Genomic DNA, 25,426 nt, shown 5'->3' with positions numbered 1-25,426 from the left:
GCCCCATCTCCTGGACCGCATGCGGCCCGTGTCAGAAATTTCCTTTGAACCAGCCCTTGATCTTGTCCAGTGCCGGAAAACCGTCCTTGAAGCTGCGCCGGGAGATGTCCTCCTTTCTGGGCGGGGGCAACACTACTCGCCCAGGTCCCTGGAGGCCATGACTGTTCCTGGCGTCACGCATACCGTAATGTAGCAAACCGACCCCCGTAGAATAAATCGGGTTACGCACCACGTCGGCTAGCCCCCTGACGTTTTGCGGGCTGGCGATACGTACCGGCATGTGAAAAATTTCCTCAGCCAGCTCGACCACACCCTCCATCCGCGAGGTGCCACCGGTCAGCACGACCCCGGCAGCGACCAGATCCTCATAGCCGCTACGACGCAGCTCCTCGCGAATCAGTGTGAAAAGCTCCTCGTAGCGCGGCTCCACCACCTCGGCCAGCGACTGTCGTGACAGATCGCGAGCGGGACGCTCGCCGACACTGGGCACCTTGATCATTTCATCGCTCGACGCTAGTTGCGTCAGGGCGCAGGCATACTTGACCTTGATCTCCTCAGCGTACTGGGTCGGCGTACGTAATGCCATGGCGATATCGTTGGTGACCTGGTCGCCGGCAATCGGTATCACCGCCGTATGGCGGATTGCCCCCTCGGTGAACACGGCAATGTCCGTCGTGCCACCACCGATATCGACCATGCATACGCCGAGCTCGCGCTCGTCTTCGGTCAGTACGGCGTGGCTCGAGGCGAGCTGCTCAAGAATGATGGCATCCACTTCGAGCCCGCAACGACGTACGCATTTCTCTATATTTTGTACAGCATTGAGCGCTGCCGTGACCAGGTGTACGCGCGCCTCCAGTCGAACGCCCGACATGCCCAAGGGCTCACGAATCCCCTCCTGCTTGTCGATGGCGAACTCCTGCGGCAATACATGCAGCACCCGTTGCCCTTCGGAAATGGCACGAGCACGAGCAGAGTCGATGACTCGATCGATATCCGATGGCGTCACTTCACGCTCTTTTATAGCAACTACGCCATCGGAGTTCATAGAGCTGATATGGCTGCCGGCGATGCCGACATAGACCGAATGAATATCGCAACCCGCCATCAATTCGGCTTCTTCCACGGCGCGCTGAATTGACTGCACGGTGGACTCGATATTGATGACGACACCTTTTTTCATGCCACGCGAAGGGTGTGAACCGATACCGGCAATTTCTATTCCACCATCATCGGTAGCCTGCCCAACGATCGCCACGACCTTGGATGTTCCGATATCCAGCCCGACTACCATATTGGAAGCGTTGGATTGTACTGCCATGGGTCGGGATCACTCCTCAATCTTATCCGTATTTGAGAGTCCTTTATAAGGGCGAGATAAGAAACTTGGCCCACTTATAGGAACTACTTTGCTTGTTCGGGAGGACAAGCCTAAAACAGCACAAAGAATACGGGCCTTTTTAACCAAAAGAAATACCCCTCGCATGCCATTTGTGATAATCAGCAATTAACGTTGTCAGGTATTTTCCGGCTCCTCCGATTCGCCGGCATCCGTTTCGCCATGCCAGGCAACGGCCACTCCATTCGGATAACGCAAATCGATGTAGCGTATATAGGATGCCTGCGCACCCAATTGACGTTGCCAGGCAGCGCTCAAGCGCGATAAACGTGCCTCACGATCATTGCGTCCCAGCATGACCCAAGCGCCATCGTTCAATTGTAAACGCCAGGCGCCGCGGGCCTCGAGCCTGAGCTGCGTGATATCCAGGCCAAGCGTCGAAAGACGCCGGGAGAGATGGTCGAAATAAGCCAGCACTTCGGGACCGCTGCCCGCCGGCCCCGCCAGATCCGCCAAGCCTTCGGGCATCGTTACCGGCCCGATGGCAAAGGGCTCTCCATCCGGATTGATCAGGAATTCGTCGTTCCAGCGCGCCGCCGGAATCTGTTCGGCCAATTCGAAGGAGAGCGAATTGGGCCACTCCCGCGATACCGTGACTTCGGAGAGCCAACTGATCTCGCGTGCACGCTGGCGCAGATCGCCCAGGTCGACGGAGAGCCAGGTCTGCCCCTGAATCAGCGGAGAGAGCTCTTCGCGAAGGTAGGCCGCACTCACGTATGTGAACTCGCCACTGATCGATACCCGCTCGATGGGTCGGTCCAGCCACAGCCAGAGCGCCTTGCCTCCTGCCCCCATCAACACCACGAACAGAATCAGGCCAACCAGAGAGCCACGCTTGCCGCTCATGCCGTTCAGCGCTCCAGGGTGGTGTCGAGAATGCGCAGTACCAGCGCATCGAAATCGAGCCCGGCATAGGCGGCGGATTGCGGCACCAGGCTATGGTCCGTCATGCCTGGCGAGGTATTCACTTCAAGCAGCCAGAAGCGTCCTTGTGCATCGCGCATCACATCGACACGCCCCCACCCCTCGCCACCGATCGCCTCGAAGGCGCGTTGACAGAGCTCACCTAGCGCCGTTTCGTCCTGCTCGGAGAGCCCGCTGGGAAGATGGTAGAGGGTTTCGTTGGAGTGGTATTTCGCCTCGTAATCGTAAAAGCCGCTGGGCACTTCCACCCGGATCGGCGGCAATACGCAGCCGTCGAGCAGCGACACGGTATACTCCGGGCCCTCGATGAAGCGCTCGGCCATGACCTGAGCATCGAAGCGCGCTGCCTCGTGATAGGCAGCCTCAAGTGCTTCGCGACTATCGACGATACTGATGCCGAGGGTCGAGCCTTCATGCACGGGCTTGACGATCAGCGGCAAGCCCAACTCATCGCACACGGCCGCCCAGTCCGCCTGGGCATCGAGGGTCACGCTCTCGGGTGTCGGCAGCCCCATCGCCTGCCACAGCAGTTTGGTACGCTGCTTGTCCATACCCAGCGAGGAGGCCAGCACGCCACTGCCAGTATAAGGAACGCCCAACAGCTCAAGTGCCCCCTGCAGCGTGCCATCCTCCCCGCCCCGCCCATGCATGGCGATGAACACACGATCCGGCGCCAGCGCCTCAAGCCCGGCCAGGCCACCCTCGGCCAGATCGTAGCCGTGCACGTCGAGGCCGCTTCGCTGAAGAGCCGCCAGTACAGCCGCACCACTCGCCAGCGACACCTCACGCTCGGCGGAACTGCCACCGTAAAGCAGCACCACGCGACCATACTCACCCGCGGGCCTGGCAAGCGGGGGTGATGAGCTGTCGAAATGACTCATAGCACTACCTCATCAAGGCGCAAGTGGCTGTCGGCCAGGCGCAGGGCGATGCTGCCAACGTCCCCCGCCCCCTGGGTAATCAGGATATCGCCGGGGCGCAATACGCTGGAGAGCAGAGCCGGCAGTTCGGCCTTGGCTTCCACGAACAGCGGATCGATCTTGCCGCGCTGCCGGATGGAGCCCGCCAGCGTACGCCCTTCGGCACCGGCGATCGGCGCCTCACCCGCACTGTAGACATCCAGCAGCAGCAGCATGTCGACACCGGAGAGCACGCGCACGAAGTCCTCATAGAGGTCGCGGGTACGCGAATAGCGGTGCGGCTGATAGACCATCACCAGACGGCGGTCGGGCCAGCCGGCACGCACCGCCCTGATCACCATCTCCACCTCACGGGGGTGGTGACCGTAATCGTCGACCAACATCACTTCGCCATCGCCCTTGGGGGTGGCGAAGTGACCATGTACTTGGAAACGCCGACCAACGCCGGCAAATCCTCTCAGGCCGCGCAGGATCGCCTCGTCGCTGACACCGGCATCGGTGGCCACGGCAATCGCTGCCATGGCGTTCAGGGCATTGTGACGTCCGGGCATCGCCAGCCGCACCACAAGCGGCGCCAGCGCATCCGGGCGGTGAGCAGTGAAACGTACCTCCCCGGCCTCCTGCACGAAGTCGGCCAGACGGTAGTCGGCATCCTCGCTGAACCCGTAGGTGACGAACTGACGATGGATCTGCCCAAGCAGTCCACGTACATGCTCGTCATCGATGCACAGCACCGCCAGCCCATAGAACGGCAGGTTGTGCAGAAACTCGATGAAGGTACTCTTCAGACGCTCGAAGTCGCCACCATAGGTGGACATGTGATCGGCATCGATATTGGTGACGATGGAGACCATCGGCTGCAGATGGAGAAAGGAGGCATCCGACTCGTCGGCCTCGGCGACCAAGTAGTCCCCTTCGCCCAGGCGTGCGTTGGTGCCGGCACTGGTCAGCTTTCCACCGATCACGAAGGTCGGGTCGAACCCGCCTTCGGCCAGCAGCGTTGCGGTGATGCTGGTGGTCGTGGTCTTGCCGTGGGTACCGGCCACGGCGATCCCGTGGCGAAAGCGCATCAGCTCGGCAAGCATCTCGGCACGCCGCACCACCGGTATGCGATGCTCATGGGCCCAGCGGATCTCGGGATTCTCGCTATCCACGGCCGTCGATACCACCACCACATCGGCATGCGTCACATGGCGGGCGTCGTGACCGATGGCGACCTCGATGCCGCAGCCGCGCAGGTGCCTTACCACGCTCGACTCGCGAAGGTCACTGCCACTGACGGCGTACCCCTGGTTGGCCAGCACCTCGGCAATACCGGACATGCCGGCGCCACCGATACCGACGAAGTGGATACGGCGAATACGCCGCATGCCGAGTCCAGCATTGGCAGGGCTCGGCAGTGCGGAAGGGAAAATATCACTCAAAACCTGTCTCCATGCAGCCGGCCACCAGGCGGGCGACCGTATCCAACTGGGCATCGGCCCGGGCACGGCTCGCCATGGCGGCAAGGGTATCGGGGTTCAGTATCTCAATCAGGCAGTTGGCGAGCGTCTCGTCGGTCATCGTTGGCTGGGGCATCAGGCGCGCCGCGCCGGCCTCGACCAGTGCCTGGGCGTTGGCGGTCTGGTGATCGTCCACCGCATGTGGAAAGGGGACCAGCAGCGACGGCTTGGCGGCCGCGGCAAGCTCGGCGACGGTCAGCGCTCCAGCACGACACACGACCAGGTCGGCCCAATCGAAGGCACTGGCCATGTCATCGATGAAGGCGCTCACCTCGGCCTCCACTCCCTGAGCTTGATAAAGCGCCAGCGTCACCTGCTCCTTGTCGCGCCCCGCCTGGTGCCTCACCTCCGGGCGGAGCGCGACATCGAGCCGAGCCAGGGCGAGCGGCAGGGTATCGTTGAGTGCCTTGGCACCGAGCGAACCACCCACCACCAGCAGCCGCAGGCGACGTTCCTGCATCTGCTCGGCACGACGCGGTGTTTCGCCCAGCACGGCTATCTCATCGCGCACCGGGTTGCCCACCACTTCGGCTCGCTCACCGAAGGCTTGCGGAAAAGCGGCATAGACTCGCCTGGCCAGCCGCGACAGTGCTCTATTGGTCAGACCCGCCACGGCATTCTGCTCGTGGATGACCAGCGGACGACGCATCATCCAGGCCGCAAGCCCACCGGGGCCACTGGCAAAGCCACCTAGCCCCACCACCAGCTGCGGATCGACGCGCTTGATCACCTGCCGGGCCTGCCATATGGCACGTGCCAACCGAATTGGCGCCATCAGCCAACCCGACGCTCCGTTACCGCGCAGACCGGCGATGTCGATGCAGTGCAGCGTAATGTTGACCTGGGGTACCAGACGATTCTCGATCCCCCTGGGACTGCCCAGCCACTGCACCTCGACTCCCTGCTCGGCGAGCCCCTTGGCAAGGGAGAGCGCCGGGATGACATGCCCCCCCGTGCCACCCGCCATGATCAGGACGCGCCGCCCCTGCACTCGATTCACTATCGACCTCCTGTCGGGAACACGGCGGGGCCCGGCGTCGCACGTGGTGCGGTGGGGCGCGAGCGGCGCAGCGCCTGGCGCGTCTCGACATCGGCTCGCAACAGCATGGCAACCATGATCGCACTCACCACCAAGCTCGAACCACCGTAGCTCAACAGCGGCAGCGTCAACCCCTTGGTGGGTAGCATGCCGGTACTTACCGCTATGTTGATGAAGGCTTGCGAGCCGATGATCAGGGCAATGCCATAGCTGAGATAAGCGGCGAAGGGCTGCTTTGCCAGCTCTGCGCGACGCCCCACGGCAAGCGCCCGACACACGAGCAGCGCGAACAGGCCAATGACAGCGATTGCCCCAAACATGCCAAGCTCCTCGGCCAGTACCGCAAAGACGAAATCGGTATGTGCCTCCGGCAGGTAGAAGAGTTTCTGGACGCTGTTGCCAAGCCCCAGCCCCAGCCAGTGTCCCCGGCCATAGGCGATCAGCGCCTGGGTCAGCTGATAGCCGCTGGCGAACTGATCCGCCCAGGGATCGGCAAAGCTGGTCAGGCGCGCGAGCCGGTAGGGTTCGGCGATCGCTACATAAAACCCCAGCGCCACCACCCCAATCAACATCAGACCGAAGCGCCACAGCGGTGCGCCTGCCAACAGCAGCATGCCCATCACACAGCCGGTCATCACCACCACGGCGCCATAGTCCGGCTCGAGAATCAGCAGGAAAGCGATGACCGCCATCACCAGCAATGGGCGCACGAACGCGCCCCACTCGCGGCGCACCTGGGGCAGGAAGCGCTCAAGATAGCCGGCCATGTAGGCAATGAGACACAACTTGGCAACTTCCGATGCCTGCAGATTGAACGGGATGCCAGGAACCGACAGCCAGCGACGACTGCCATTGATTTCGCGACCCACCAATAGCACCAGAATCAGCAGTACGATGCCGACCAGCAGTAACAAGGGGCCATTGACCTTCCACCACAACAGCGGGACACGCGTCACCAGCGCACCAATGATAAGTGCCATGATCACGAAGATGCCGTGGCGGATACTGAAATAGTAGGGGTTTCCGGTAAGGCCGGAGGCCACCTCGGTGGAAGCCGAGGTCACCATCACCCATCCCACCAGCAACAGCGTCAGCGCCGCCAGCAGCAACCAGCCATCGAAAGGCTGATCCGCAGTGGACAGGCGCTCACGCCAGCGTTGAAGTTTCATGCCCTCTCCCGGCCCTGCTGTTGCTGAACCCAGCGACGGAATACTTCGCCGCGCTCCTGGTAGCTGGAAAATTGATCGAGACTGGCACAGGCCGGCGACAGCAGCACACAGTCGCCCGGTTCGGCAAGAGTCTTCGCCTGCGCCATGGCCGACATCATATCCTCGACCTCATGGACGCTCACCCTCCCACGTAGAGCGCGCGCCAGACGCTCGCCATCCACCCCGAAGGTCAGTACGGCCCTCGCATGCTCGGCAAGCGGCGCTGCCAGTGGCGTGAAATCCGCCCCCTTGCCCATCCCACCGGCGAGCAGTACCAGCTTGCCGGAAAGAGTGGGACCGAGCCCGACGATGGCCGCCAAGGTAGCGCCCACATTGGTGCCCTTCGAGTCGTTGATCCAGTCGACGCCATCGATCTCGGCAATCAGCTCACCACGGTGCGGCAAGCCGGGAAAGCGCCTGAGTACGTCAAGCATCGCTGCCATAGGCAACTCCAGGCGATGCCCCATGGCAAGAGCGGCCAAGGCGTTAGCCTGATTGTGACGCCCCTTGAGCTTCACTTCGGCACAAGGCAGCAGCGGTATCTGGCCATGCAGCAGCCAGGGAGCTGCACTACCGCCAGCTTCATTGAGCCCGACCCCCCACTCCCCCTCTTCGGGCGAATGACAGGTAAAGCACTCGACGCGTTTCATCGGTTCTAGTGGCCAGCTCAGGGGGTCGTCGGCATTGACCACGGCGTGGTGAGCGCCGCGAAAAATACCCTGCTTGGCAAGCCGATAGCCCTGCATGTCGCCGTGGCGATCGAGATGGTCCTCGCACAGGTTGAGAAAGGCCACCGTCTCGGCCCCTAGCCGCGGCGTCATCTCGAGCTGGAAGCTCGATAGCTCAAGCACATAGAAGTCAGCGTCCGGCTCATCATGCAGCAGATCCAGCGCCGGCGTGCCCAGGTTGCCGCCTACCGCCACCCGACGGCCGGCGGCGCGCGCCATCTCACCGAGCAGCGTGGTCACGGTCGACTTGGCGTTGGAGCCGGTAATGGCAGCAATCGGCGAGCGGCAGCGGCGCACGAACAGTGCAATCTCACCGACCAGCACTGGCTCGCCAGTCGCCTCGCGCACGCGACCCGTCAGGCACTCGAGCCCGGGGGTACGGGGATCGACCCCAGGGCTCAAGACGACCTCCTCCACCGCCTCGAGATCGAGCTCGGTCAGCGCGCCGCAATGGATCGCGACACCGGGATGCGTCGCACGGAAGTCGTCGACACCGGGCGGCGCCGGTCGCGTATCGGCCACCATGAAGGGAGTGCCCTCACGATCCAAGTGCCGGCAGATGGCACGCCCGGATACGCCGAGGCCGACTACCAGTGTCATTCCTTGAGGCACCTTGACCATCAAATCGCTCCCCACCGAGACATGCTCAGCGAATCTTCAAGGTGGCCAGTCCCATCAGCACCAGCACCACGGTGATGATCCAGAAGCGCACGATGACGCGGGGCTCCGGCCATCCCTTGAGCTCATAGTGATGATGCAGCGGCGCCATGCGGAAGATGCGCCGCCCCGTGAGCTTGTAGGAGCCGACCTGCAGGATCACCGACACCGTCTCCATCACGAAGATACCGCCCATGATGAACAGCACGATCTCCTGGCGCACGATCACCGCCACGACACCCAACGCCGCACCCAGCGCCAGCGCCCCCACGTCGCCCATGAAGACCTGGGCCGGGTAGGTGTTGAACCATAGAAAGCCCAACCCAGCACCGGCGATGGTGGCGCAGAACACCGTCAGCTCGCCGGCGCCCGGGATGTGGGGTATCTGCAGATAGTTGGCAAAGACCGCGTTGCCGCTGGCATAGGCGAAGACGGCAAGACCGATCGCCACCAGTACGGTCGGCATGATGGCGAGCCCATCCAGTCCATCGGTGAGATTGACGGCATTGGAGCTGCCAACGATCACCAGGTAGGTCAGGACGATGTAGAAGATGCCGAGCTGAAGCACGAAATCCTTGAACAGCGGCACGATCAGGCTGGTTTCGACCGGCCCTGCCGCAGTGAGGAAAAGCACTATCGCGGCCGCCAGACCGATCACCGACTGCCAGAGGTATTTCCAGCGCGCCGGCAGGCCTCGCGGATTCTTCTCCACCACCTTGCGGTAGTCGTCGACCCAGCCAATCGCGCCGAAACCCAGCGTGACCGTCAACACGATCCAAACATAGTGGTTGGCAAGATCACCCCACAGCAGGGTACTGATGGCGATTGCCATCAGGATCATCGCACCGCCCATGGTCGGCGTTCCCGCCTTGGAGAGGTGCGACTGCGGACCGTCGTCGCGCACCGCCTGGCCGATCTGACGCTCCACCAGATGGCGGATCATCAGCGGTCCCAGCAGCAGGCACAACAGTAGGGCCGTCAGGGTCCCCAGGATCATGCGCAGAGTCAGGTAGTTGAAGACATTGAAGGCGCTGTGGAATTGCGCCAGAAAGTTGGCCAGATAAAGCAGCATGTGTCGCGTTCACCTTGATACATCGGCGCCCAGTGCGGCGATGATTCGTTCCATCCCGGCACTGCGCGAGCCCTTGACCAGCACGCTGGCCCCTGACGGCAGATGGTTATGGGCATGGCGCACCAGCGCCTCCCAGTCGTCGAAATGACACCCGCCTTCCCCGAAGGCATGGGAAGCCGCCTTGGCAAGCGACCCCGTGGTGCCGAGAAAGTCGATCCCTCGTTCCCGTGCGTAGTGGCCGACATCGGCATGCAGCCGCTCGGTCGCTTCGCCCAACTCCGCCATGGCGCCCAGCAGGCACCAACGAGGTGCCGGCAGGTCGGCCAGCAGGTCGATCGCCGCCTTTACCGCGCCGGGGTTGGCATTATAGGTATCGTCGATCAATCGTGTCGCACGAATTCCCGGCACGATGGCCATGCGCCCTGGCATGGGCCGTACCGCTTCAAGTCCGCTCATCACCAGGGAGCCGTCGAGTCCCATGGCGATTCCAGCCGCCGCCGCCGCCAATGCATTGGCCACGTTGTGGCGACCCAGCAGCGCCAGTTGCACGCGCCCAAGCTCCTGCCCATCGAGCGACAGCGTGAAAGCATAGCGCCCCTGCCCATCACACACCAGCGCCTGCGCGCTCAGACGCGCACGCGGATCGCCAATACTGAAATCGAGCACCTCGCGCGCCATCGCCAGCCGCCGCCACACCGGAAAGAAGGCATCGTCGCGATTGAGCACGGCGACACCATCGCTTGAGAGGCCGGCAAGAATTTCGGCCTTGGCCTGGGCAATCTGCCCCATGCCGCCGAACTCCCCGACATGCGCTCCCGTCACGTTGGTGATCACCGCCACATTGGGCATCGCCAAGGCAGTCGTCCAGGCGATCTCGCCAAGGTGGTTGGCGCCAAGCTCGATCACGGCCTGGCAATGACGCGGCTCAAGCGCCAGCAGCGTGAGCGGGGCGCCGATATCGTTGTTGAGGTTGCCATGGGTAGCCAGCGTGTCGCCACGCTGATTCAGCAGCGTGGCAAGCATCTCCTTGACGGTGGTCTTGCCACTGTTGCCGGTGACGGCTACTACACGTCCACTCCAGGCACGCCGCCTGGCCTGTGCCAGCAGGCCCAGCGCCAGCCGGGTATCGGCGACCACGAGCTGAGGCAGAGGATCTTCTACGCGGCGCGACACCACCGCGGCCAGAGCACCTGCCTTGCGTGCCTCGGCAATGAAGTCGTGCGCATCGAAACGTTCGCCGACCAGGGCAACCAGGACGTCACCCGAGGCGAGCTTGCGCGTGTCGGTGACAATCGCACCCACCCGCTGCTCGCTGGCTTCGTCGCTCTTCACACACGTCTCGGCCCCCAGCGTATCGGCCAGCGCCGCCAGGGTTTCCAGGCCGCAGCGACTCATGACGAGGCTCCCTTAGCATGCAAGGCCCTGAGCGCCAGTGCTGCCTCGGCCTCGGCGACATCGGAGAAGGGGTGCTTGATGCCGGCAATCTCCTGATAGGATTCATGCCCCTTGCCGGCGATCAAGACGATGTCGCCAGGTTCGGCCGCCGCAATGGTACGAGCGATCGCCTCGGCGCGACCAGCGACGTTCCAGACCCGTTCGTCAGTGGGCCGGGCAAGGCCTGCCAGCATCTGCCGGCGAATCTCGGCGGCCTCTTCGCTCCTGGGGTTGTCATCGGTGATCACCACCCGTCCCGCGCCGGCCTCCGCGGCGGCTGCCATCAGTGGGCGCTTGCCGCGGTCGCGATCGCCGCCACACCCCACCACGCACCACAGCGTGCCGGTCTCACCCAGGTGCGACTTGAGGGCGGTAATGGCATTGCTCAGCGCATCCGGCGTATGGGCGTAATCGATCACCACACTGGGCATGCCGGGACGTTTGATGAGCTGCATGCGTCCCGGTACCGCAGCGAGGTGCATGGCGGCATCGAACAGCGTATCGAGCCCCTCCCCGAGGCCATACAGGGTCGCGATCGCCAGCAGAACATTGTCGAGATTGAAGCGTCCCATCAAGGTAAGCTCGAACACTCGCTCGCCTTGGGGGGTGGCAATCAGGGCACGCTGCCCCGCGGCGTGGGGCTGCCACTCGACCACCCGCAGCGTCGTGGCCTCCTGCTCACCACACGCCAGCACTCTCACCCCCTTGGTCAGCCCGGCCAGCATCAGGCGTGCCAACGCATCATCGGCATTGACCACGGCAAGGGCCAGTTCGTCGCGCTTGAACAGCCGCGCCTTGGCTGCCGCATAGGCCGCCATGCTCGGATGATAATCGAGATGATCGCGACTCAGGTTGGTGAACACCGCGGCATGCATGCGACATCCATCCAGACGGTGCTGCTCCAAGGCGTGGGAGGAGACCTCCATTGCCACGCGCTTCACCCCCTGACCGGACAGGGCGGCCAGTTGCGCCTGCAGCGCCATCGCCCCGGGGGTAGTCTGGCCAATATCGACAAGCTCCCCCGCACCGAGCCTCCCGACGCCAAGCGTTCCGACCAGCCCGCAGGGGGTGCCGAGCGCTTCACTGAGCGCAGCGATGTAGTGGGTCACGGAGCTCTTGCCATTGGTTCCGGTCACCCCTATCAGCTCAAGATCATCGGGCACACCGAACAGCTCCCGCGCCAGATCGCCGAGCTGCTCGCGCAATCCTGGCAGGGCCAGCACCGCCAGCCGTTCCGCGCCGCCGCCACTCGACTCCGCGCCAGGATCGGCATGACACAGTACCAGGCCCGCCCCGCCGCCAAGCGCGCCATCGATATAGTCGCGCCCATCCACCGCCACGCCGGGCAGTGCGATGAAGACGTCGCCCTGGGTCACGTCACGGCTGTCCAGCGTCAGCCGCACACGCTCTTGCAGCCTCTTCGGTGCCAACTGGGCCAGTTCGGCAACCGCATCTGGCCAACGTCTCGCCAAGCTATCGATCAGATGCTGTCTGCTAACCCGCATGGACTCCCCTTCTATCACGCGACAGACATTGCCTGCAGTGAATGCGAATATGCTCATCGAATGACCTGTTGATCCGGCGGCACGTCCAGCAGACGCAGGGCGTTGCCCGTCACCCTCGAGAAGACTGGCGCCGCCACGGCGCCGCCGTAATAATCACCGCCACGCGGATGATCGATCATCACTACCGTCACGATACGTGGATCGGACACCGGCGCGATGCCGGCGAATACGCTGCGGTAGGCATCCTCCTGATAGCCGCTGCTGGAGGTCTTGCGCACGGTACCGGTCTTGCCGGCGACCCGGTATCCCGCGACACCGGCGCGGCGTCCCCCCGCGCCAGGTTGCACCGACTCCTCGAGAATGCGCAACAGGTCGTAGGCGACCCGTGGCTCGATGGCGGGAATGCCCTGCGGCGCCTCGTCGAGCTTGAGCAGTGAAGGCTGCAAGCGCTCGCCGCGATTGGCGATCGCCGTATAGGCACTGGCCAGCTGGAGCGCCGACACCGACAGGCCATAGCCATAGGAGAGCGCCGCCCGCTGACTGCGCGACCAACGCACCGGGGCAGGAAGACTGCCGACGGCCTCGCCGGGAAAGCCGGTTTCGGAACTCTGTCCGAGACCCAGCAAGCGGTACTTATCGGGGATCAGCGTCTCATCGAGTTCGAGCACGATGCGCGACATGCCAATATTGGAGGACTTTTCCAGAATTTCAGCCAGGTCGAGTGGGCCATAGTTGCGAAAATCACGGATGGTGAAACGGTCGATGCGCATCCAGCCGGGTGAGGTGTCGATCACCGTGTCGGGGTGATAGCGCCCCGTCTCAAGCGCTGCTGCCATGGCCAGCGGCTTCATCACCGAGCCCGGCTCGAAGACATCGACGATGGCCTGGTTGCGCAGGCCGCGGGGATCGAGCCCGGCACGGTTGTTGGGGTTGTAGGAGGGCTGATTGGCCATCGCCAGCACCTCGCCGGTACGGGCATCCATCATCACCAGGCTACCGCCATCGGCGCCATGCTCGGCCACGGCGGACTTGAGTTCGCGATAGGCCATGTACTGCAGGCGCTGATCGATCGCCAGAGTCAGATCCCCACCGGGACGTGCCTCGCGCAGCATGTGCAGATCACGCACCAGACGCCCACGGCGATCCTTGAGCACCCGTCGCTGGCCAGGCTCTCCGGCCAGGTAGGGCTGATAGGCAAGTTCGAGCCCCTCCTGTCCGATATCGTCGACGTTGGTGACTCCAAGTAGCTGGGCCGTCACCTCGCCCGAGGGATAGTAGCGTCGATATTCGTTCTGGGCATAGACCCCCGCCAGGCGCAGATCGAGCACCCGCTGGGCCGCTTCCGGGGTCAACTGGCGGCGCAGATACATGAACTCGCGCGCCGAGAAGCGTTCGATGCGCTCATTGAAATCATCGAGATCGAAGCGCAGCGCCTGTGCCAGCATCAGGCGCTGGATATTGTCCTCCGGCAACTCCTGGGGGTTGGCCCAGAGGCTGACCACCGGCGTCGAGATCGCCAGTGGCTCGCCATTACGGTCGGTGATCATGCCGCGGTGCGCGCCGATCGCCTCGACACGCAGGGTTCGTGCATCTCCCTGCCCCTGCAGGAAGGGGCGATCGATGACGTGCAGGTTGACGATGCGCAGCGACAGCGCTCCCAGACCAATCAACACCAGCACCACGATCAATAGGTAGCGTCCCTTGCCAAGCGGCTCGATCGGCGGGGGGCGGCGCGGCGTCACTGCATCGCGAGCATCGGCTCTCATGGCCGTATGACCTCCACTTCATTGACATCCGGCACGCGCATCTCGAGCCTTTCGATGGCCAGCCGCTCGATGCGAGCCGGCGACGACCAGGCACTCTCCTCGAGCAGCAGTTGCCCCCACTCGGTCTGCAACTGATTCTGTTCACGCTCCAGCTGCTGCAGGCGAGCGTACTGAACCCGAGTCAGATGGCTCGAGGTAATGACCGCCATCGCACTGGCCAGGGTCGCCAGCACCAGTAGCGTCACGAGCAGCAGTTTCAGCCGAAAGCGGCGCTGACTGCCGAGCAATGAAGGGAAGAGCCTATCCCGAGCCATGACCTCTCCTCACCCCCGCTTGCGCGCCATGCGCATCACGGCGCTGCGGGCACGGGGATTATCGGCGATCTCATCGGCACCGGGGCGCTGCGCCTTGCCCAGCGACTCGAGACGGCGATTGAGCTGATCGTCACGGACCGGCATGCCACGAGGCAAGTGTGTATCGCCACGCACGTGCTCACGAATGAAGCGCTTGACGCGACGATCCTCCAGCGAGTGGAAGCTGATCACTACCAGATGGCCACCCGGGGCAAGTGCTTCCAGAGCGGCCTCCAAGGCCAGATCGAGCTGTTCGAGCTCACCGTTGACGTGAATGCGCAGCGCCTGGAAGACACGGGTCGCCGGGTGCTTGCCCTTCTCCCAGGCGGGGTGTGCGGTCTTGATCACCTCGGCGAGATCGCCGGTACGCTCGAAGGGACGCTCCCGACGCCGCTCGACAACGGCGCGGGCCAAGCGCTTGGCATAGCGCTCCTCGCCATAGGACTTGAAGACCTGCACGATATCGGCCTCGGCGGCGCGGGCAAGCCACGCCGCGGCACTCTCACCCTGGGTCGGGTCCATGCGCATGTCGAGCGGTCCATCACGAAGAAAACTGAAGCCACGCTCGGGATCGTCAAGCTGCGGCGAAGAGACACCGATATCGAGCAGCACTCCTGCCAGGCGTCCATGCAGGCCATGACGCTGGGTGAATTCGCCAAGTCGGGCGAACTCACCCCCCTCGACAATGAAGCGAGCATCGTTCCACGTGGCTGCCTCGGCCAGCGCCTGGGGGTCGCGATCGATCGCCAGCAGCCGTCCCCTATCCGTGAGACGCTCGAGAATGCGGCGCGAGTGACCACCCCGGCCGAAGGTACCATCGACATAGGCGCCACCGGGATCGTGAACCAGCGACTCCACGGCGCCGTCGAGCAGTACGCTGGCGTGGCGATAGGCGGGAGGGACCGCGGCATTATCGGTTGGAGACATGGAACTCTCGGTGACAGCAAGCGGTGGCCAGGTGTCGCGGAGAACCGCGACGGGAAATGGGAGGGAGTCGGCCGGTAAGCCGGGTTCTGTCGTGGACAGCCATTCATCTAGTGGACGCGTCACCGCGCCCCTCAAGCGACCTACCCGAACCCAGCGCGGGCCACGCCAGTGGGTTCCTATTTGGTCTTGCTCCAGGTGGGGTTTACCATGCCACGCACTGTTACCAGGCGCGCGGTGCGCTCTTACCGCACCCTTTCACCCTTACCGGCCTCCCGAAGGAGACGTAGGCGGTCTACTCTCTGCTGCACTAGCCGTCGGCTCGCGCCGCCCAGGCGTTACCTGGCACCCTGCCCTATGGAGCCCGGACTTTCCTCCCCCGACCACACTTGCAAGCAAGCGCGCTCGGCGGCGACTGTCTAGCCAACTCCCAAGCCGGGGAGAATACCAGCGTGGCGCCCCCCTCTCAAGGCGCCACTGACAAACTCAACCGTCGCCCTTGATCGCTTGCGCTCGCGCATACCAGAGCTTCTTGGGCCCTCCGAGCATCCGCGCGGCCACCGCCGCGACCTGCTTCACGCCGACGCCTTCGTCAAGCAGGCTGGTCAACAGCATCGTGGCGTCGATGGTGGCGTGCTCACTTTCGCTGCGCTTTGGCGCGCCCGACAGCATCATCACGAACTCTCCTCGCGCCTGATCGGGATCAGCCTCGATCCTGTCGATGAGAGTGGCCGCCGTGCCGTCGAGAAACGTCTCGAAAGTCTTAGTCAGCTCGCGGGCGAGCACGACTCGACGATCGGCGAAGAGATCGGCGATATCGGCCAGCGTATCGCGGATGCGGTGAGGCGACTCGTAGCAGATCAGCGTCTCGTCGCGCTCCAGCAGCGCTTGCAGGCGAGCGCGCCGGGCACCGGACTTGGCGGATAGGAATCCCAGGAACAGGAAACGATCAGTGGGCAGCCCAGCCGCCGACAGCGCTGCTATCAGCGCACAGGGACCAGGAATCGGCACCACACGGTGCCCCATGTCACGCAACTCACGCACCAGAACGAATCCAGGATCGCAGATCAGCGGCGTCCCGGCATCGCTGATCAACGCCACATCCTGCCCCAGGGCGAGCCGCTCGGCGATCTGCGCAACACGCCCCGCCTCGTTATGCTCATGCAAGGAGATCAACGGGCGCTCGATGCCCAGGTGGCGCAGCAGCTTGGCGCTATGCCGAGTATCCTCGGCGGCGATCACGCTCGCCTCGCCAAGCACGCGCGCCGCACGAGGCGAAAGGTCGTCAAGATTCCCAATCGGCGTGGCGACCACGTACAATGCGCCATAGATTGCATTTGTCATACCGGTTCCAAAGCAAGGCATACAGACAAGGAAAAGGATTTATGGACAACTCGCCACGCAGCCTGCTACTGGCTGCCCTTCTGGCACTCTTCGTGGCGGGCTGCGCGGCTCCACCCGCCATGGTCGACCGCCTTGCCGACACCGAGCCGGAGGAGCTGCTCGCTCAAGCGCAGGAGCAACCGCCGGAGCAGGCGGCCAGTTCGCGTCTGGAAGCGGCCGCCATCCTAGCACGTCAAGGCGATGAGTCGCAGGCTCTCGAGGTCGCCTCGCAACTCGACGACAGTCTCCTCTCCGGCGAGGAGCGTGTCCGGTGGGCCCTGCTCTTCTCGCGCCTGGCCTTCGAGCAGGAGGATGCCACTTCCGTCCTCGAGGCCACCCAGGTGCTTGACGAAGGGATCCAGATTGGCCGCGACGATCACAACACCCTACGTTACCGCAAAGGCCTTGCGCTCGGCATGGTCGGCGAGTATCAAGCCGCCGCGGCCGCGCTGCTTGGCGTGCAGGCAGATACCGAACGCAACGACCTCAATGACGACATCTGGCGCCTGATGTCACGACTCCCCCCCCAGGCGCTCGATGAGCTCGCCCGCGAGGCTGACCTCGTTACCGCGGGCTGGATCGAGCTTGTCGAGCTGCAACGCCAAAGCGGTGGCGACATCGAGCGCTTCCTGACGCTCTACGCCAACTGGCGCGACCGTAACGGCAACCACCCCGCGGCTCGCCGCCCCCCCTCCGAGTTTGCCGCGCTACGCGATCTGCGCGGGCAGGAGGTGCGGCGCATGGCGATTCTGCTGCCGGAATCCGGCCCCTTGGCCAATGTGGCAAGTGAAATTCGCCGCGGCATCCAGGCTCGCCACATGGAAGCCGGCAACGGGGGCCAGAGCACCCCGCAGATGGTCTTCATCGATGCCAGCCGTGGCGATCTGCAGAGCCTCTATGCCGAGGCCAGCATGGCCGGTGCTCAGGTGGTCATCGGTCCGCTGGACAAGGATCAGGTGACCGAGCTTGAGAACCGCGACAGCGTGCCGATCCCGACACTGGCCTTGAACTATGGCTATGGTGAGCGCAATCACGCCAGGGATCTTTTCCAGTATGGCCTGTCGGCCGAGGACGAGGCACGCCAGGTGGCGCGCCGCGCCTACCTGGATGGCCACCGTCGCAGCGCAGTTCTAGTGCCCGACAACGAGTGGGGCAACCGGGTCGGCGAAGCCTTCCGTCGTGAGTGGCAACGCCAGGGTGGCGACATCAGCTCTTCGGTGCGCTACAACCCTCAAGGCGCGGTGGCAAGCGCAGTGCGTCCACTGCTCAACGTGAGCGGCAATCGGGCACGTCTGAGCGATGTCGACATGCTGTTCCTGCTGGCGCTGCCAAGCTATGCCCGTCAGGTGCCACCTACTCTCGATTACTACTACGCGGGTGACCTGCCGATCTACGCCACCTCGCATCTCTTCGAAGGGCGTCCTCAGCCGCGTGTCGACCATGATCTGAATGACGTGATGTTCGTCGACATTCCCTGGGTGATCCCCAACGCGGCGGTGGGGGGCGAGAACGCTCTCCCCTTCTTCGACAGCTACATGGAACTGAGCGATATCGAGGAGCCCGCCCTGTTCAAGCTGACCGCGATGGGAGTCGATGCCTATGAGCTCGGGCGTCGCCTGCCGCAGTTCCGCGCCATTGCCGGCAGTGAGGTGCATGGAGCCACGGGCACATTGAGAGTCGCCAATGATGGCCGTGTCGAGCGTGAACTCCCTTGGGCCCAGTTCACCAACGGCACTCCGCAGCCCCCGCTTCGCCTGCCAACGGGCATGACGATCGACAATGGACTATCCCTCGATGATGGCCGGGCCCGCTGACGCGAGAAGGCGCGGCGCCAGTATCGAAGACGCCGCGGCACGCTGGTTGTCGGAACGCGGCCTGGTGCTGGTCGACCGCAACCAGCACGCCAAGGGGGGCGAGCTGGACCTGATCATGCGCGAAGGGGACGTGCTGGTCTTCGTCGAGGTCAAGCACCGTGCGGATCATCGCCATGGCCACCCCCTCGAGAGCGTGACCGCCACCAAGCGCCGCCGCTTGATAAAAGCGGCGCGTTTTTATCTCATGCGCAAGCGGTTATCATGTCCTTGCCGTTTCGATGTAGTCGCTGTGACAGGTTCACCCCCGGATCTGGAGTTCCTGTGGGTACCGGCCGCCTTCGACGCGTATTGACCCGTTCACCAAGCCAGGACCAGGAAGCCAGCATGGATTTCCAATCACGCATACTCGGACACTTCAACGACAGCATCGACACCAAGACCTACGCCAGCGAAGTGCTGCCGCCCTTCATCGAGGTCGCCAGTCAGATGATGGTTCAGTGCCTGGTGACCGAGGGCAAGATTCTCGCCTGCGGCAACGGCGGAAGCGCCGGCGACAGCCAGCACTTCTCCTCGGAACTGCTCAACCGCTTTGAACGGGAGCGTCCCAGCCTGCCAGCCCTGGCGTTGACCACCGACACGTCGACGCTCACGTCGATTGCCAATGATTACAGCTACAACGAAGTCTTCTCCAAGCAGATCCGCGCCCTTGGCCAGCCCGGCGACATTCTGCTGGCGATCTCGACCAGCGGTAACTCCGCCAACGTCATCCAGGCCATTCAGGCCGCCCACGACCGCGATATGACCGTGGTCGCCCTGACCGGACGCGACGGGGGCAACATGGCCTCGCTACTTGGCCAGGATGATTGCGAGATTCGCGTACCGGCCACCTCCACTGCGCGTGTCCAGGAGGTTCATCTGCTAGTGATTCACTGTCTGTGCGATCTGATCGACGAACAACTTTTCGGAAGCAGCGAGGGCTAACCATTGACTATCAAGACACCTTTCATCGCCACCATCATGCTGAGCCTCACGCTAGGGCTCGCTGGCTGCGCCCAGATGGGTGGCGGTCCTGAAGACCACGGTCAACGCACCTATGGCATGCAGGTCGAGGACCAAGGGATCGAAAACCGTATCAAGAGCAATCTCTCGCGGCAGGATGCGCGCTTCAATGACGCTCGGGTCAATATCGACAGTTACAACGGCATCGTGCTGATGACGGGCCAGGTGCCAAGCGAAGAGCTCAAGGAGAAGGCGCAAGCGATCGCAAGCGAAGCACAGCATGTACGTCGCGTGCATAACGAACTGACCGTGGCTGCCAATATTCCCCTTGCTCAGCGCACCTCCGACACCTGGCTTGCCACGCGCATACGCACCAACCTGATTGCCAACGAGAATATCGACGCCGGTCGGATCCGTGTGGTGACCGAAAATGCCAGCGTCTATCTGATGGGCATCGTGACGCGTGCCGAAAGCGATCAGATCGTCTCGGTCGTATCACAGCTCGGCGGCATCCAGCGCATCGTGAAGGCATTCGAATATCTCGATTGATACTCACTGACAGGAACTCGGAACCGCGCAATGCAAAACGGCAGACCGGGAGGTCTGCCGTTTTACGTATGAGGTGATGCCACACTACTTGATGATGCGCAATGAAGGCCGCTTCTTGCGTGGCGCCTCCTTGTCTTCCCCTTCCAACGAGGCCTCCTCTTCTGGCGTCTCGCTGTCGACACTGGAAAGCGAGGGGGGCATCGGCGTATTGATCTCCTCCTTCTCCGCTTGGGTGATAGGATCGAAGCCCGGCATCACCGGCTCATGGCCAAATACCATCCCTACGCCATTCTCGCGAGCATAAAGCGCGATCAATGCTTGGCTCGGCACGATGACCTGCATAGGCCGCCCACTGAAGCGCGCACTGAAGGTTATGCCATCGTTCTCCATCAACAGGTCGCGTACCGCACTTGGCGCCACGTTGAGCACGATCTGTCCATTCTGAACGAACTGGCCCGGCACCACGACACCGTCATGCTCGGCATCGACGACGATATAGGGCGTCTGATCGTTATCCAGCAGCCACTGATACAGAGCCCTGGCCAGATAGGGGCGACTCGAAAGCATCATGCCCTCCTACAAGCCGCCGCGAACGGCAGCTCCACTTGTTGGATTCAGGTACGCATCTCACGCTCGCTCTCGGTCAGCGAGGCTTTGAAGGAGTCGCGCGAGAAGAGACGTTCCATGTAAGCCATCAGAGGCTTGACCTGCTTTTCCGGCAGCTCTATACCGAGTGCCGGCAAGCGCCATAGCAAGGGGGCCAGACTACAATCCACCAGCGAGAACTCCTCGCTCATGAAAAACGGCATCTCCTCGAAGATCGGTGAAATGCCTACCAGGCTTTCACGCAACTCCTTACGAGCCTTCTCGGCATCCTTCTTGCTACCGCTGCTGATCTGCTCGAGCAGAGGCGCCCACTCGCGCTCGATGCGGTGCATCCATAGACGGCTCTGCGCTCTTGCCACCGGATAGACGGGCAGCAGCGGCGGATGGGGGAAACGCTCGTCAAGGTACTCCATCATTACCTTTGACTCGTAAAGCACAAGATCACGATCCACCAGCGTCGGCACGCTATTGTAGGGGTTGAGATCCGCGAGCTCTTCCGGATGACGCTCTTCAGTGACTTCCAGAATGTCGACGGCAACGCCCTTCTCGGCCAGCACGATACGCACCCGATGACTGAGGTGATCATCATTGCCGGAGTAGAACGTCATCGACGAACGCTTGGCCACTACACCCATGAAACAATCCTCGCATCAATTCGAACCATGATCATAACATGCCGCGCCACTCCCGACCGCGACAACGCTCTCCTGCTCTCCGCATCGTATCGGCCGAAGGGACAGGTCACTCTCAGATAAATATGGGGCGCATAGCCGTTTCGGCCATACGCCCCATGGACAAGCACCAGCGACTTAGTGAACGTCGCGCCAGTACTCACGCTTGAGCAGATAGGCGATGACGCCGAAGATGAAGATGAAGATCAACACCTTGGGAGCCAGCGTCTGAGCGTGCAGCCTGGAAGGCTCACCCACGTAGGTGAGGAAGTTGGTCAGATCGTAGACCGCCTCCTCGAACTGCTCGGGCTCCATCTGGCCAGGCTGCGTCACCTGCAGCACTTCGCAGGACTGGTACCTGCCAGTAAGCGAGTCCGGTGATTGACCCGCCACGGGCCGATCGGTCTCGGCGCAGACCATCTCCTGCACTCCCTGCAGCGGTTCGAGCACGTTGGGCATGGCCACCATGTCGAACACGGCATTGTTGACGCCGGTGGGACGCGACGGGTCCTTGTAGAAGCTCAACAGATAGGAGTAGATCCAGTCGCTACCGCGCAACCGGCCATGCAGCGTCAGGTCCGGGGCCGCGGCACCAAACCAGTTCTCGCCATCCTCGGTCGACATGGCATGACGCATCTGGTCGTTATAGGCCAGATCCGACGAGAAGATCAGGTTTTCCTCGACCAGATCCTGAGGCATGCCCAGATCCTCAGCGGCACGCGAAAAGCGCTGGAACTCCAGCGAGTGGCAGCCCATGCAGTAGTTGACGAACAATTGCATGCCTTGCTGCAGCGACTCCTGGTTGTTCAGATCAGGGGTCATGGAGTGAGGCACATCGGCTGCCGGCGCTGCCATTGCCGTCATCGGCAACAACGCAAACAGCAGTGCGAACAGTTGCTTTTTCATTTGCCAGTCACCCTTTCCGGAACGGGTTTGGTTGTCTCGAGCCTTGTATAGATTGGCATCAGCAGGAAGTAGGCGAAGTAGATCGCCGTGCAGACCTGCGATACCAACGTGCGTGTCGGTGTGGCCGGCAGCGCACCCAGCACGCCCAGGATCACGAAGCTGATGGCGAACAGCAGCAGCATGATCTTCGACAGCCAGCCCTTGTAACGCATCGAGCGAACCGGACTGCGATCCAGCCAGGGGAGCACGAACAGGATAGCGATCGCTCCACCCATGACCACGACACCCAGGAACTTGGCATCAAGACCGAACAGCGGGAAGGTAATGGCACGCAGCATCGCGTAGAAAGGCGTGAAATACCACACCGGCGCAATGTGATCGGGCGTCACCATCGGGTTGGCGGGCTCGAAATTGGGCCGTTCGAGGAAGTAACCGCCCCCTTCCGGGAAGTAGAACAGTACCACGCAGAACACGAACAGGAAGATCGCCACACCGAAGATGTCCTTGACGGTGTAGTAGGGGTGGAACGGCACACCGTCCAGCGGCTTGCCAGTTTCGTCCGTCTTGTCCTTGATGTCGATGCCATCGGGGTTGTTGGAACCCACTTCATGCAGCGCGATCAGATGCAACACCACCAGCGCAAGGATGACGATCGGCAGGGCCACGACATGCAGAGCGAAGAAGCGGTTCAGCGTGATGCCGGAGATCAGGAAGTCGCCACGCACCCATTGGGCGAGATCGGGACCGATGACCGGTATCGCCGAGAAGAGCGAGATGATGACCTGAGCACCCCAGTAGGACATCTGCCCCCAAGGCAGCAGATAGCCCATGAAGGCCTCTGCCATCAGCAGCAAGTAGATGGTCATACCGAAGATCCACACCAGCTCGCGGGGGGCCTTGTAGGAGCCATAGAGCAGGCCGCGGAACATATGCAGATAGACCACCACGAAGAACGCCGAGGCACCGGTCGAGTGCATGTAGCGGATCAGCCAGCCATACTCGACGTCGCGCATGATGTACTCGACGGAGGCAAACGCACCTTCGGCCGACGGGTTGTAGCTCATAGTCAGCCAGACACCGGTCAAGATCTGATTGACCAGCACCAGCAGGGCGAGAGAGCCAAACAGGTACCAGAAGTTGAAGTTCTTGGGCGCGTAATACTTCGACAGATGATCCTGCCACAGCTGCGTGGCGGGAAAACGGTCATCGACCCAGCGCATGACTCCGCTCTCTGCCTTCACGCGATTCGGATTACCCATCAGGCAGCCTCCTCATCTTCGCCGACGATGATGATATCGTCGCTTTCATAGCGGTAGGGCGGAACCTCGAGGTTGGTCGGTGCCGGAACATTCCGGAACACGCGACCCGCGAGGTCGAAACTGGAGCCGTGGCAAGGGCAGAAGAAGCCACCTGGCCAGTCGTCGCCCCCTTCCGCAGCATCGGGCTCGGGACGGTAGAGCGGCGAGCATCCCAGGTGGGTGCAGATGCCGATCAAGATACCGATCTCGGGTCTAACCGAACGCAGCGGACCGGTGATATAGGACGGCTGTTGCTCGGTGGTCGACTCGGGATCGGCCAGTCTCGATGGGTCAGTGTTCTCGATACGCTCGACCATGTCGGGCGTGCGGTTGATGATCCAGACGGGACGGCCTCGCCACTCGACGGTCATTCGCTGCCCCGGCTCGAGCTTGGATACGTCGGCACGCACTGGCGCACCCGCCGCCCTTGCTCTGGCACTCGGCTGCCAGGAAGCTACAAAGGGAACCGCAACCCCGACAGCACCCACCGCCCCCACGACGGTAGTGGCACCAACGAGGAAACGGCGCCTTCCCTTGTTTACGCCGTTATCTGCCATATTGTGTTTTCTCCCCATCAACTTGCCCGCTGTAGTCCCGCGGAAGGATATCCGCGACCCCACGGATCAAAATGCGCCTATGTTAAAAAAACGCATCCTCTAACACAAGATCAAGCCGCCTTTCTTCTTGTTACATCCACGGCCAACCTATTGAATTTCAAAAAAAAGCGCCCAGACCTGGAGAGTCTGAGCGCCCTTTTGCCGCACCCTTGCGTATTAACGCTTGGAGAACTGCGGACGACGGCGAGCCTTGCGCAGGCCAACCTTCTTACGCTCGACTTCACGCGCATCGCGAGTCACGTAACCAGCCGCGCGCAGCGGCTTACGCAGCTCTTCGTTATAGTTCATCAGCGCGCGAGTGATGCCGTGACGAATGGCACCGGCTTGCGAGGAGCCACCGCCACCCTTGACGGTCACGTAGACGTCGAACTGGTTCAGTGTCTCGGTCAGCTCGAGGGGCTGACGCACCACCATGCGACCGGTCACGCGGCCGAAGTAGCTATTGAGATCGAGATCATTGACGGTGATCTTGCCGGAGCCCGGCTTGAGGAACACACGGGCGGTCGAAGTCTTGCGGCGCCCGGTACCGTAATACTGTTGTGTCATGGCGAAGAATCCCTTAGATATTCAGTTCTTGCGGCTGCTGGGCAACGTGCGGATGCTCGGCACCGGCATAGACCTTGAGCTTGGTGTACATGGCGCGGCCCAGCGGGCCCTTCGGCAGCATGCCCTTGACGGCGGACTCGATGATGCGCTCTGGCGCATGGTCGAGCATCTTGTCGAATGTCATGGAGCGCAGGCCACCCGGATAGCCGGTATGGCGATAGTAGGTCTTGGCCTGGGTCTTGTTGCCGGTCACCTTCACTTTCTCGGCATTGACCACGACGATATAGTCGCCGGTATCGACATGCGGAGTGTATTCGGGCTTATGCTTGCCACGCAGGCGGCGAGCGATCTCGGTAGCTAGACGACCGAGCGTCTTGTCCGTGGCGTCGACGACATACCAGTCGCGCTGGACGGACTGCGGCTTAGCACTGAACGTCTTCATGGATTGAATCACCAAATTCGATGTATTGGGTCGCAGCGCCAGTATAACGGCACGGGACCATCCCTATTTTTCTTGGTTGTACCGTCCAGCAGGTGGACAAATGGCACAACGGTCGAGCGAGCGCGCATTGTACATGACCTTTTACCCGAAAGGAACGCATCCTT

The 25,426-nt window shown here is 62.5% G+C and carries 25 protein-coding genes and 1 other RNA gene; 4 read left to right on the top strand and 22 right to left on the bottom strand.

The features are described from left to right. Positions 1 to 31: 31 nt before the first annotated feature. The 15 genes from ftsA to rsmI all read right to left on the bottom strand — a co-directional run bounded on the left by ftsA (position 32) and on the right by rsmI (position 16,775). Complete coding sequence (ftsA, locus tag HJD22_RS16145) at positions 32 to 1,321, bottom strand: cell division protein FtsA (protein WP_208656147.1); 1,290 nt, start codon at positions 1,319 to 1,321, stop codon at positions 32 to 34. Between the two features lie 195 nt (positions 1,322 to 1,516). Further along, on the bottom strand, positions 1,517 to 2,245 hold the full coding sequence (locus HJD22_RS16140) for a cell division protein FtsQ/DivIB (RefSeq protein WP_208656148.1): 729 nt from the start codon (positions 2,243 to 2,245) through the stop codon (positions 1,517 to 1,519). 5 nt (positions 2,246 to 2,250) lie between these two features. Further along, complete coding sequence (locus HJD22_RS16135; protein WP_208656149.1) at positions 2,251 to 3,204, bottom strand: D-alanine--D-alanine ligase; 954 nt, start codon at positions 3,202 to 3,204, stop codon at positions 2,251 to 2,253. Next, on the bottom strand, positions 3,201 to 4,613 hold the full coding sequence (gene murC / locus HJD22_RS16130) for a UDP-N-acetylmuramate--L-alanine ligase (RefSeq protein WP_248730296.1): 1,413 nt from the start codon (positions 4,611 to 4,613) through the stop codon (positions 3,201 to 3,203). Before murC ends, HJD22_RS16135 begins: the two co-directional genes overlap by 4 nt. 46 nt (positions 4,614 to 4,659) lie before the next feature. Next, the gene (gene murG, locus HJD22_RS16125; protein ID WP_208656933.1) at positions 4,660 to 5,712 is read right to left on the bottom strand and encodes an undecaprenyldiphospho-muramoylpentapeptide beta-N-acetylglucosaminyltransferase; all 1,053 of its coding nucleotides are present in this window, start codon (positions 5,710 to 5,712) and stop codon (positions 4,660 to 4,662) included. 32 nt (positions 5,713 to 5,744) lie between these two features. Continuing rightward, positions 5,745 to 6,953 (bottom strand): putative lipid II flippase FtsW, encoded by a 1,209-nt coding sequence (gene ftsW / locus HJD22_RS16120; RefSeq protein ID WP_208656151.1) that lies wholly within the window; start codon positions 6,951 to 6,953, stop codon positions 5,745 to 5,747. Further along, positions 6,950 to 8,341, bottom strand: a complete 1,392-nt coding sequence (gene murD, locus HJD22_RS16115; protein WP_208656152.1) for a UDP-N-acetylmuramoyl-L-alanine--D-glutamate ligase — start codon at positions 8,339 to 8,341, stop codon at positions 6,950 to 6,952. Before murD ends, ftsW begins: the two co-directional genes overlap by 4 nt. Before the next feature lie 25 nt (positions 8,342 to 8,366). Beyond that, positions 8,367 to 9,449, bottom strand: coding sequence for a phospho-N-acetylmuramoyl-pentapeptide-transferase (gene mraY, locus HJD22_RS16110; RefSeq protein WP_208656153.1), 1,083 nt, complete (start codon positions 9,447 to 9,449; stop codon positions 8,367 to 8,369). 9 nt (positions 9,450 to 9,458) lie between these two features. Further along, positions 9,459 to 10,844 (bottom strand): UDP-N-acetylmuramoyl-tripeptide--D-alanyl-D-alanine ligase, encoded by a 1,386-nt coding sequence (gene murF, locus HJD22_RS16105; protein ID WP_208656154.1) that lies wholly within the window; start codon positions 10,842 to 10,844, stop codon positions 9,459 to 9,461. Further along, on the bottom strand, positions 10,841 to 12,388 hold the full coding sequence (locus tag HJD22_RS16100) for a UDP-N-acetylmuramoyl-L-alanyl-D-glutamate--2,6-diaminopimelate ligase (protein WP_208656934.1): 1,548 nt from the start codon (positions 12,386 to 12,388) through the stop codon (positions 10,841 to 10,843). The genes murF and HJD22_RS16100 overlap by 4 nt, the downstream gene beginning before the upstream one ends. 53 nt (positions 12,389 to 12,441) lie before the next feature. Beyond that, positions 12,442 to 14,154, bottom strand: coding sequence for a penicillin-binding protein 2 (locus HJD22_RS16095; RefSeq protein WP_208656155.1), 1,713 nt, complete (start codon positions 14,152 to 14,154; stop codon positions 12,442 to 12,444). Next, complete coding sequence (gene ftsL, locus HJD22_RS16090; protein WP_208656156.1) at positions 14,151 to 14,468, bottom strand: cell division protein FtsL; 318 nt, start codon at positions 14,466 to 14,468, stop codon at positions 14,151 to 14,153. The genes HJD22_RS16095 and ftsL overlap by 4 nt, the downstream gene beginning before the upstream one ends. Positions 14,469 to 14,477: 9 nt before the next feature. After that, on the bottom strand, positions 14,478 to 15,434 hold the full coding sequence (gene rsmH / locus HJD22_RS16085) for a 16S rRNA (cytosine(1402)-N(4))-methyltransferase RsmH (protein ID WP_208656157.1): 957 nt from the start codon (positions 15,432 to 15,434) through the stop codon (positions 14,478 to 14,480). Positions 15,435 to 15,493: 59 nt separating this feature from the next. Next, positions 15,494 to 15,862, bottom strand: an RNA gene (gene rnpB, locus HJD22_RS16080) — RNase P RNA component class A. 55 nt (positions 15,863 to 15,917) lie between these two features. Beyond that, on the bottom strand, positions 15,918 to 16,775 hold the full coding sequence (rsmI, locus tag HJD22_RS16075) for a 16S rRNA (cytidine(1402)-2'-O)-methyltransferase (RefSeq protein WP_208656158.1): 858 nt from the start codon (positions 16,773 to 16,775) through the stop codon (positions 15,918 to 15,920). A 41-nt stretch (positions 16,776 to 16,816) separates the two neighbouring features. Here rsmI and HJD22_RS16070 point away from each other — a divergent pair, with 41 nt between their 5' ends. Genes HJD22_RS16070 through HJD22_RS16055 form a run of 4 tightly spaced genes read left to right on the top strand, consistent with a single transcriptional unit; the run spans position 16,817 to position 20,176 of the window. Then, the gene (locus HJD22_RS16070) at positions 16,817 to 18,628 is read left to right on the top strand and encodes a penicillin-binding protein activator (RefSeq protein ID WP_208656159.1); all 1,812 of its coding nucleotides are present in this window, start codon (positions 16,817 to 16,819) and stop codon (positions 18,626 to 18,628) included. Then, on the top strand, positions 18,612 to 18,980 hold the full coding sequence (locus HJD22_RS16065; protein WP_208656935.1) for a YraN family protein: 369 nt from the start codon (positions 18,612 to 18,614) through the stop codon (positions 18,978 to 18,980). Before HJD22_RS16070 ends, HJD22_RS16065 begins: the two co-directional genes overlap by 17 nt. Positions 18,981 to 19,012: 32 nt before the next feature. Then, positions 19,013 to 19,609, top strand: coding sequence for a phosphoheptose isomerase (locus tag HJD22_RS16060; protein WP_208656160.1), 597 nt, complete (start codon positions 19,013 to 19,015; stop codon positions 19,607 to 19,609). 3 nt (positions 19,610 to 19,612) lie between these two features. Then, complete coding sequence (locus HJD22_RS16055; RefSeq protein ID WP_248730291.1) at positions 19,613 to 20,176, top strand: BON domain-containing protein; 564 nt, start codon at positions 19,613 to 19,615, stop codon at positions 20,174 to 20,176. 84 nt (positions 20,177 to 20,260) lie between these two features. On the opposite strand, the gene HJD22_RS16050 is transcribed toward HJD22_RS16055, so the two are convergent. From HJD22_RS16050 to rplM, 7 genes are all read right to left on the bottom strand, one after another. Further along, complete coding sequence (locus tag HJD22_RS16050; RefSeq protein WP_208656937.1) at positions 20,261 to 20,743, bottom strand: ClpXP protease specificity-enhancing factor; 483 nt, start codon at positions 20,741 to 20,743, stop codon at positions 20,261 to 20,263. 47 nt (positions 20,744 to 20,790) lie between these two features. Then, complete coding sequence (gene sspA, locus HJD22_RS16045; protein ID WP_208656161.1) at positions 20,791 to 21,417, bottom strand: stringent starvation protein SspA; 627 nt, start codon at positions 21,415 to 21,417, stop codon at positions 20,791 to 20,793. A gap of 174 nt (positions 21,418 to 21,591) precedes the next feature. Further along, complete coding sequence (locus HJD22_RS16040; protein WP_208656162.1) at positions 21,592 to 22,359, bottom strand: cytochrome c1; 768 nt, start codon at positions 22,357 to 22,359, stop codon at positions 21,592 to 21,594. Then, positions 22,356 to 23,618, bottom strand: a complete 1,263-nt coding sequence (locus HJD22_RS16035; protein ID WP_208656163.1) for a cytochrome bc complex cytochrome b subunit — start codon at positions 23,616 to 23,618, stop codon at positions 22,356 to 22,358. The genes HJD22_RS16040 and HJD22_RS16035 overlap by 4 nt, the downstream gene beginning before the upstream one ends. Then, the gene (gene petA, locus HJD22_RS16030; RefSeq protein WP_208656164.1) at positions 23,618 to 24,214 is read right to left on the bottom strand and encodes a ubiquinol-cytochrome c reductase iron-sulfur subunit; all 597 of its coding nucleotides are present in this window, start codon (positions 24,212 to 24,214) and stop codon (positions 23,618 to 23,620) included. The genes HJD22_RS16035 and petA overlap by 1 nt, the downstream gene beginning before the upstream one ends. A gap of 216 nt (positions 24,215 to 24,430) precedes the next feature. Continuing rightward, positions 24,431 to 24,820: a 30S ribosomal protein S9 gene (gene rpsI, locus HJD22_RS16025; RefSeq protein WP_208656165.1), complete on the bottom strand. Its 390-nt coding sequence runs from the start codon at positions 24,818 to 24,820 to the stop codon at positions 24,431 to 24,433. Positions 24,821 to 24,833: 13 nt separating this feature from the next. Continuing rightward, the gene (gene rplM / locus HJD22_RS16020) at positions 24,834 to 25,262 is read right to left on the bottom strand and encodes a 50S ribosomal protein L13 (RefSeq protein ID WP_208656166.1); all 429 of its coding nucleotides are present in this window, start codon (positions 25,260 to 25,262) and stop codon (positions 24,834 to 24,836) included. Positions 25,263 to 25,426: the final 164 nt, after the last annotated feature.

The organism is Halomonas sp. TA22 (genome assembly GCF_013009075.1).
Lineage (GTDB): Bacteria > Pseudomonadota > Gammaproteobacteria > Pseudomonadales > Halomonadaceae > TA22.
This window is presented reverse-complemented; position numbering and strand designations above follow the sequence as displayed.

Excerpts from the sequence above, each read along its gene's own strand:
- HJD22_RS16040 (WP_208656162.1), bottom strand. The coding sequence starts at position 22,359 with ATGAAAAAGCAACTGTTCGCACTGCTGTTTGCGTTGTTGCCGATGACG.
- rpsI (WP_208656165.1), bottom strand. The coding sequence starts at position 24,820 with ATGACACAACAGTATTACGGTACCGGGCGCCGCAAGACTTCGACCGCC.
- rsmI (WP_208656158.1), bottom strand. The coding sequence starts at position 16,775 with ATGACAAATGCAATCTATGGCGCATTGTACGTGGTCGCCACGCCGATT.
- rplM (WP_208656166.1), bottom strand. The coding sequence starts at position 25,262 with ATGAAGACGTTCAGTGCTAAGCCGCAGTCCGTCCAGCGCGACTGGTAT.
- HJD22_RS16135 (WP_208656149.1), bottom strand. The coding sequence starts at position 3,204 with ATGAGTCATTTCGACAGCTCATCACCCCCGCTTGCCAGGCCCGCGGGT.
- rsmH (WP_208656157.1), bottom strand. The coding sequence starts at position 15,434 with ATGTCTCCAACCGATAATGCCGCGGTCCCTCCCGCCTATCGCCACGCC.
- HJD22_RS16065 (WP_208656935.1), top strand. The coding sequence starts at position 18,612 with ATGGCCGGGCCCGCTGACGCGAGAAGGCGCGGCGCCAGTATCGAAGAC.
- petA (WP_208656164.1), bottom strand. The coding sequence starts at position 24,214 with ATGGCAGATAACGGCGTAAACAAGGGAAGGCGCCGTTTCCTCGTTGGT.
- mraY (WP_208656153.1), bottom strand. The coding sequence starts at position 9,449 with ATGCTGCTTTATCTGGCCAACTTTCTGGCGCAATTCCACAGCGCCTTC.
- murD (WP_208656152.1), bottom strand. The coding sequence starts at position 8,341 with ATGGTCAAGGTGCCTCAAGGAATGACACTGGTAGTCGGCCTCGGCGTA.
- HJD22_RS16140 (WP_208656148.1), bottom strand. The coding sequence starts at position 2,245 with ATGAGCGGCAAGCGTGGCTCTCTGGTTGGCCTGATTCTGTTCGTGGTG.
- sspA (WP_208656161.1), bottom strand. The coding sequence starts at position 21,417 with ATGGGTGTAGTGGCCAAGCGTTCGTCGATGACGTTCTACTCCGGCAAT.
- HJD22_RS16100 (WP_208656934.1), bottom strand. The coding sequence starts at position 12,388 with ATGCGGGTTAGCAGACAGCATCTGATCGATAGCTTGGCGAGACGTTGG.
- HJD22_RS16060 (WP_208656160.1), top strand. The coding sequence starts at position 19,013 with ATGGATTTCCAATCACGCATACTCGGACACTTCAACGACAGCATCGAC.
- HJD22_RS16050 (WP_208656937.1), bottom strand. The coding sequence starts at position 20,743 with ATGCTTTCGAGTCGCCCCTATCTGGCCAGGGCTCTGTATCAGTGGCTG.
- murG (WP_208656933.1), bottom strand. The coding sequence starts at position 5,712 with ATGGCGGGTGGCACGGGGGGGCATGTCATCCCGGCGCTCTCCCTTGCC.
- HJD22_RS16095 (WP_208656155.1), bottom strand. The coding sequence starts at position 14,154 with ATGAGAGCCGATGCTCGCGATGCAGTGACGCCGCGCCGCCCCCCGCCG.
- ftsW (WP_208656151.1), bottom strand. The coding sequence starts at position 6,953 with ATGAAACTTCAACGCTGGCGTGAGCGCCTGTCCACTGCGGATCAGCCT.
- murF (WP_208656154.1), bottom strand. The coding sequence starts at position 10,844 with ATGAGTCGCTGCGGCCTGGAAACCCTGGCGGCGCTGGCCGATACGCTG.
- HJD22_RS16035 (WP_208656163.1), bottom strand. The coding sequence starts at position 23,618 with ATGGGTAATCCGAATCGCGTGAAGGCAGAGAGCGGAGTCATGCGCTGG.
- murC (WP_248730296.1), bottom strand. The coding sequence starts at position 4,613 with ATGCGGCGTATTCGCCGTATCCACTTCGTCGGTATCGGTGGCGCCGGC.
- ftsL (WP_208656156.1), bottom strand. The coding sequence starts at position 14,468 with ATGGCTCGGGATAGGCTCTTCCCTTCATTGCTCGGCAGTCAGCGCCGC.
- ftsA (WP_208656147.1), bottom strand. The coding sequence starts at position 1,321 with ATGGCAGTACAATCCAACGCTTCCAATATGGTAGTCGGGCTGGATATC.
- HJD22_RS16070 (WP_208656159.1), top strand. The coding sequence starts at position 16,817 with ATGGACAACTCGCCACGCAGCCTGCTACTGGCTGCCCTTCTGGCACTC.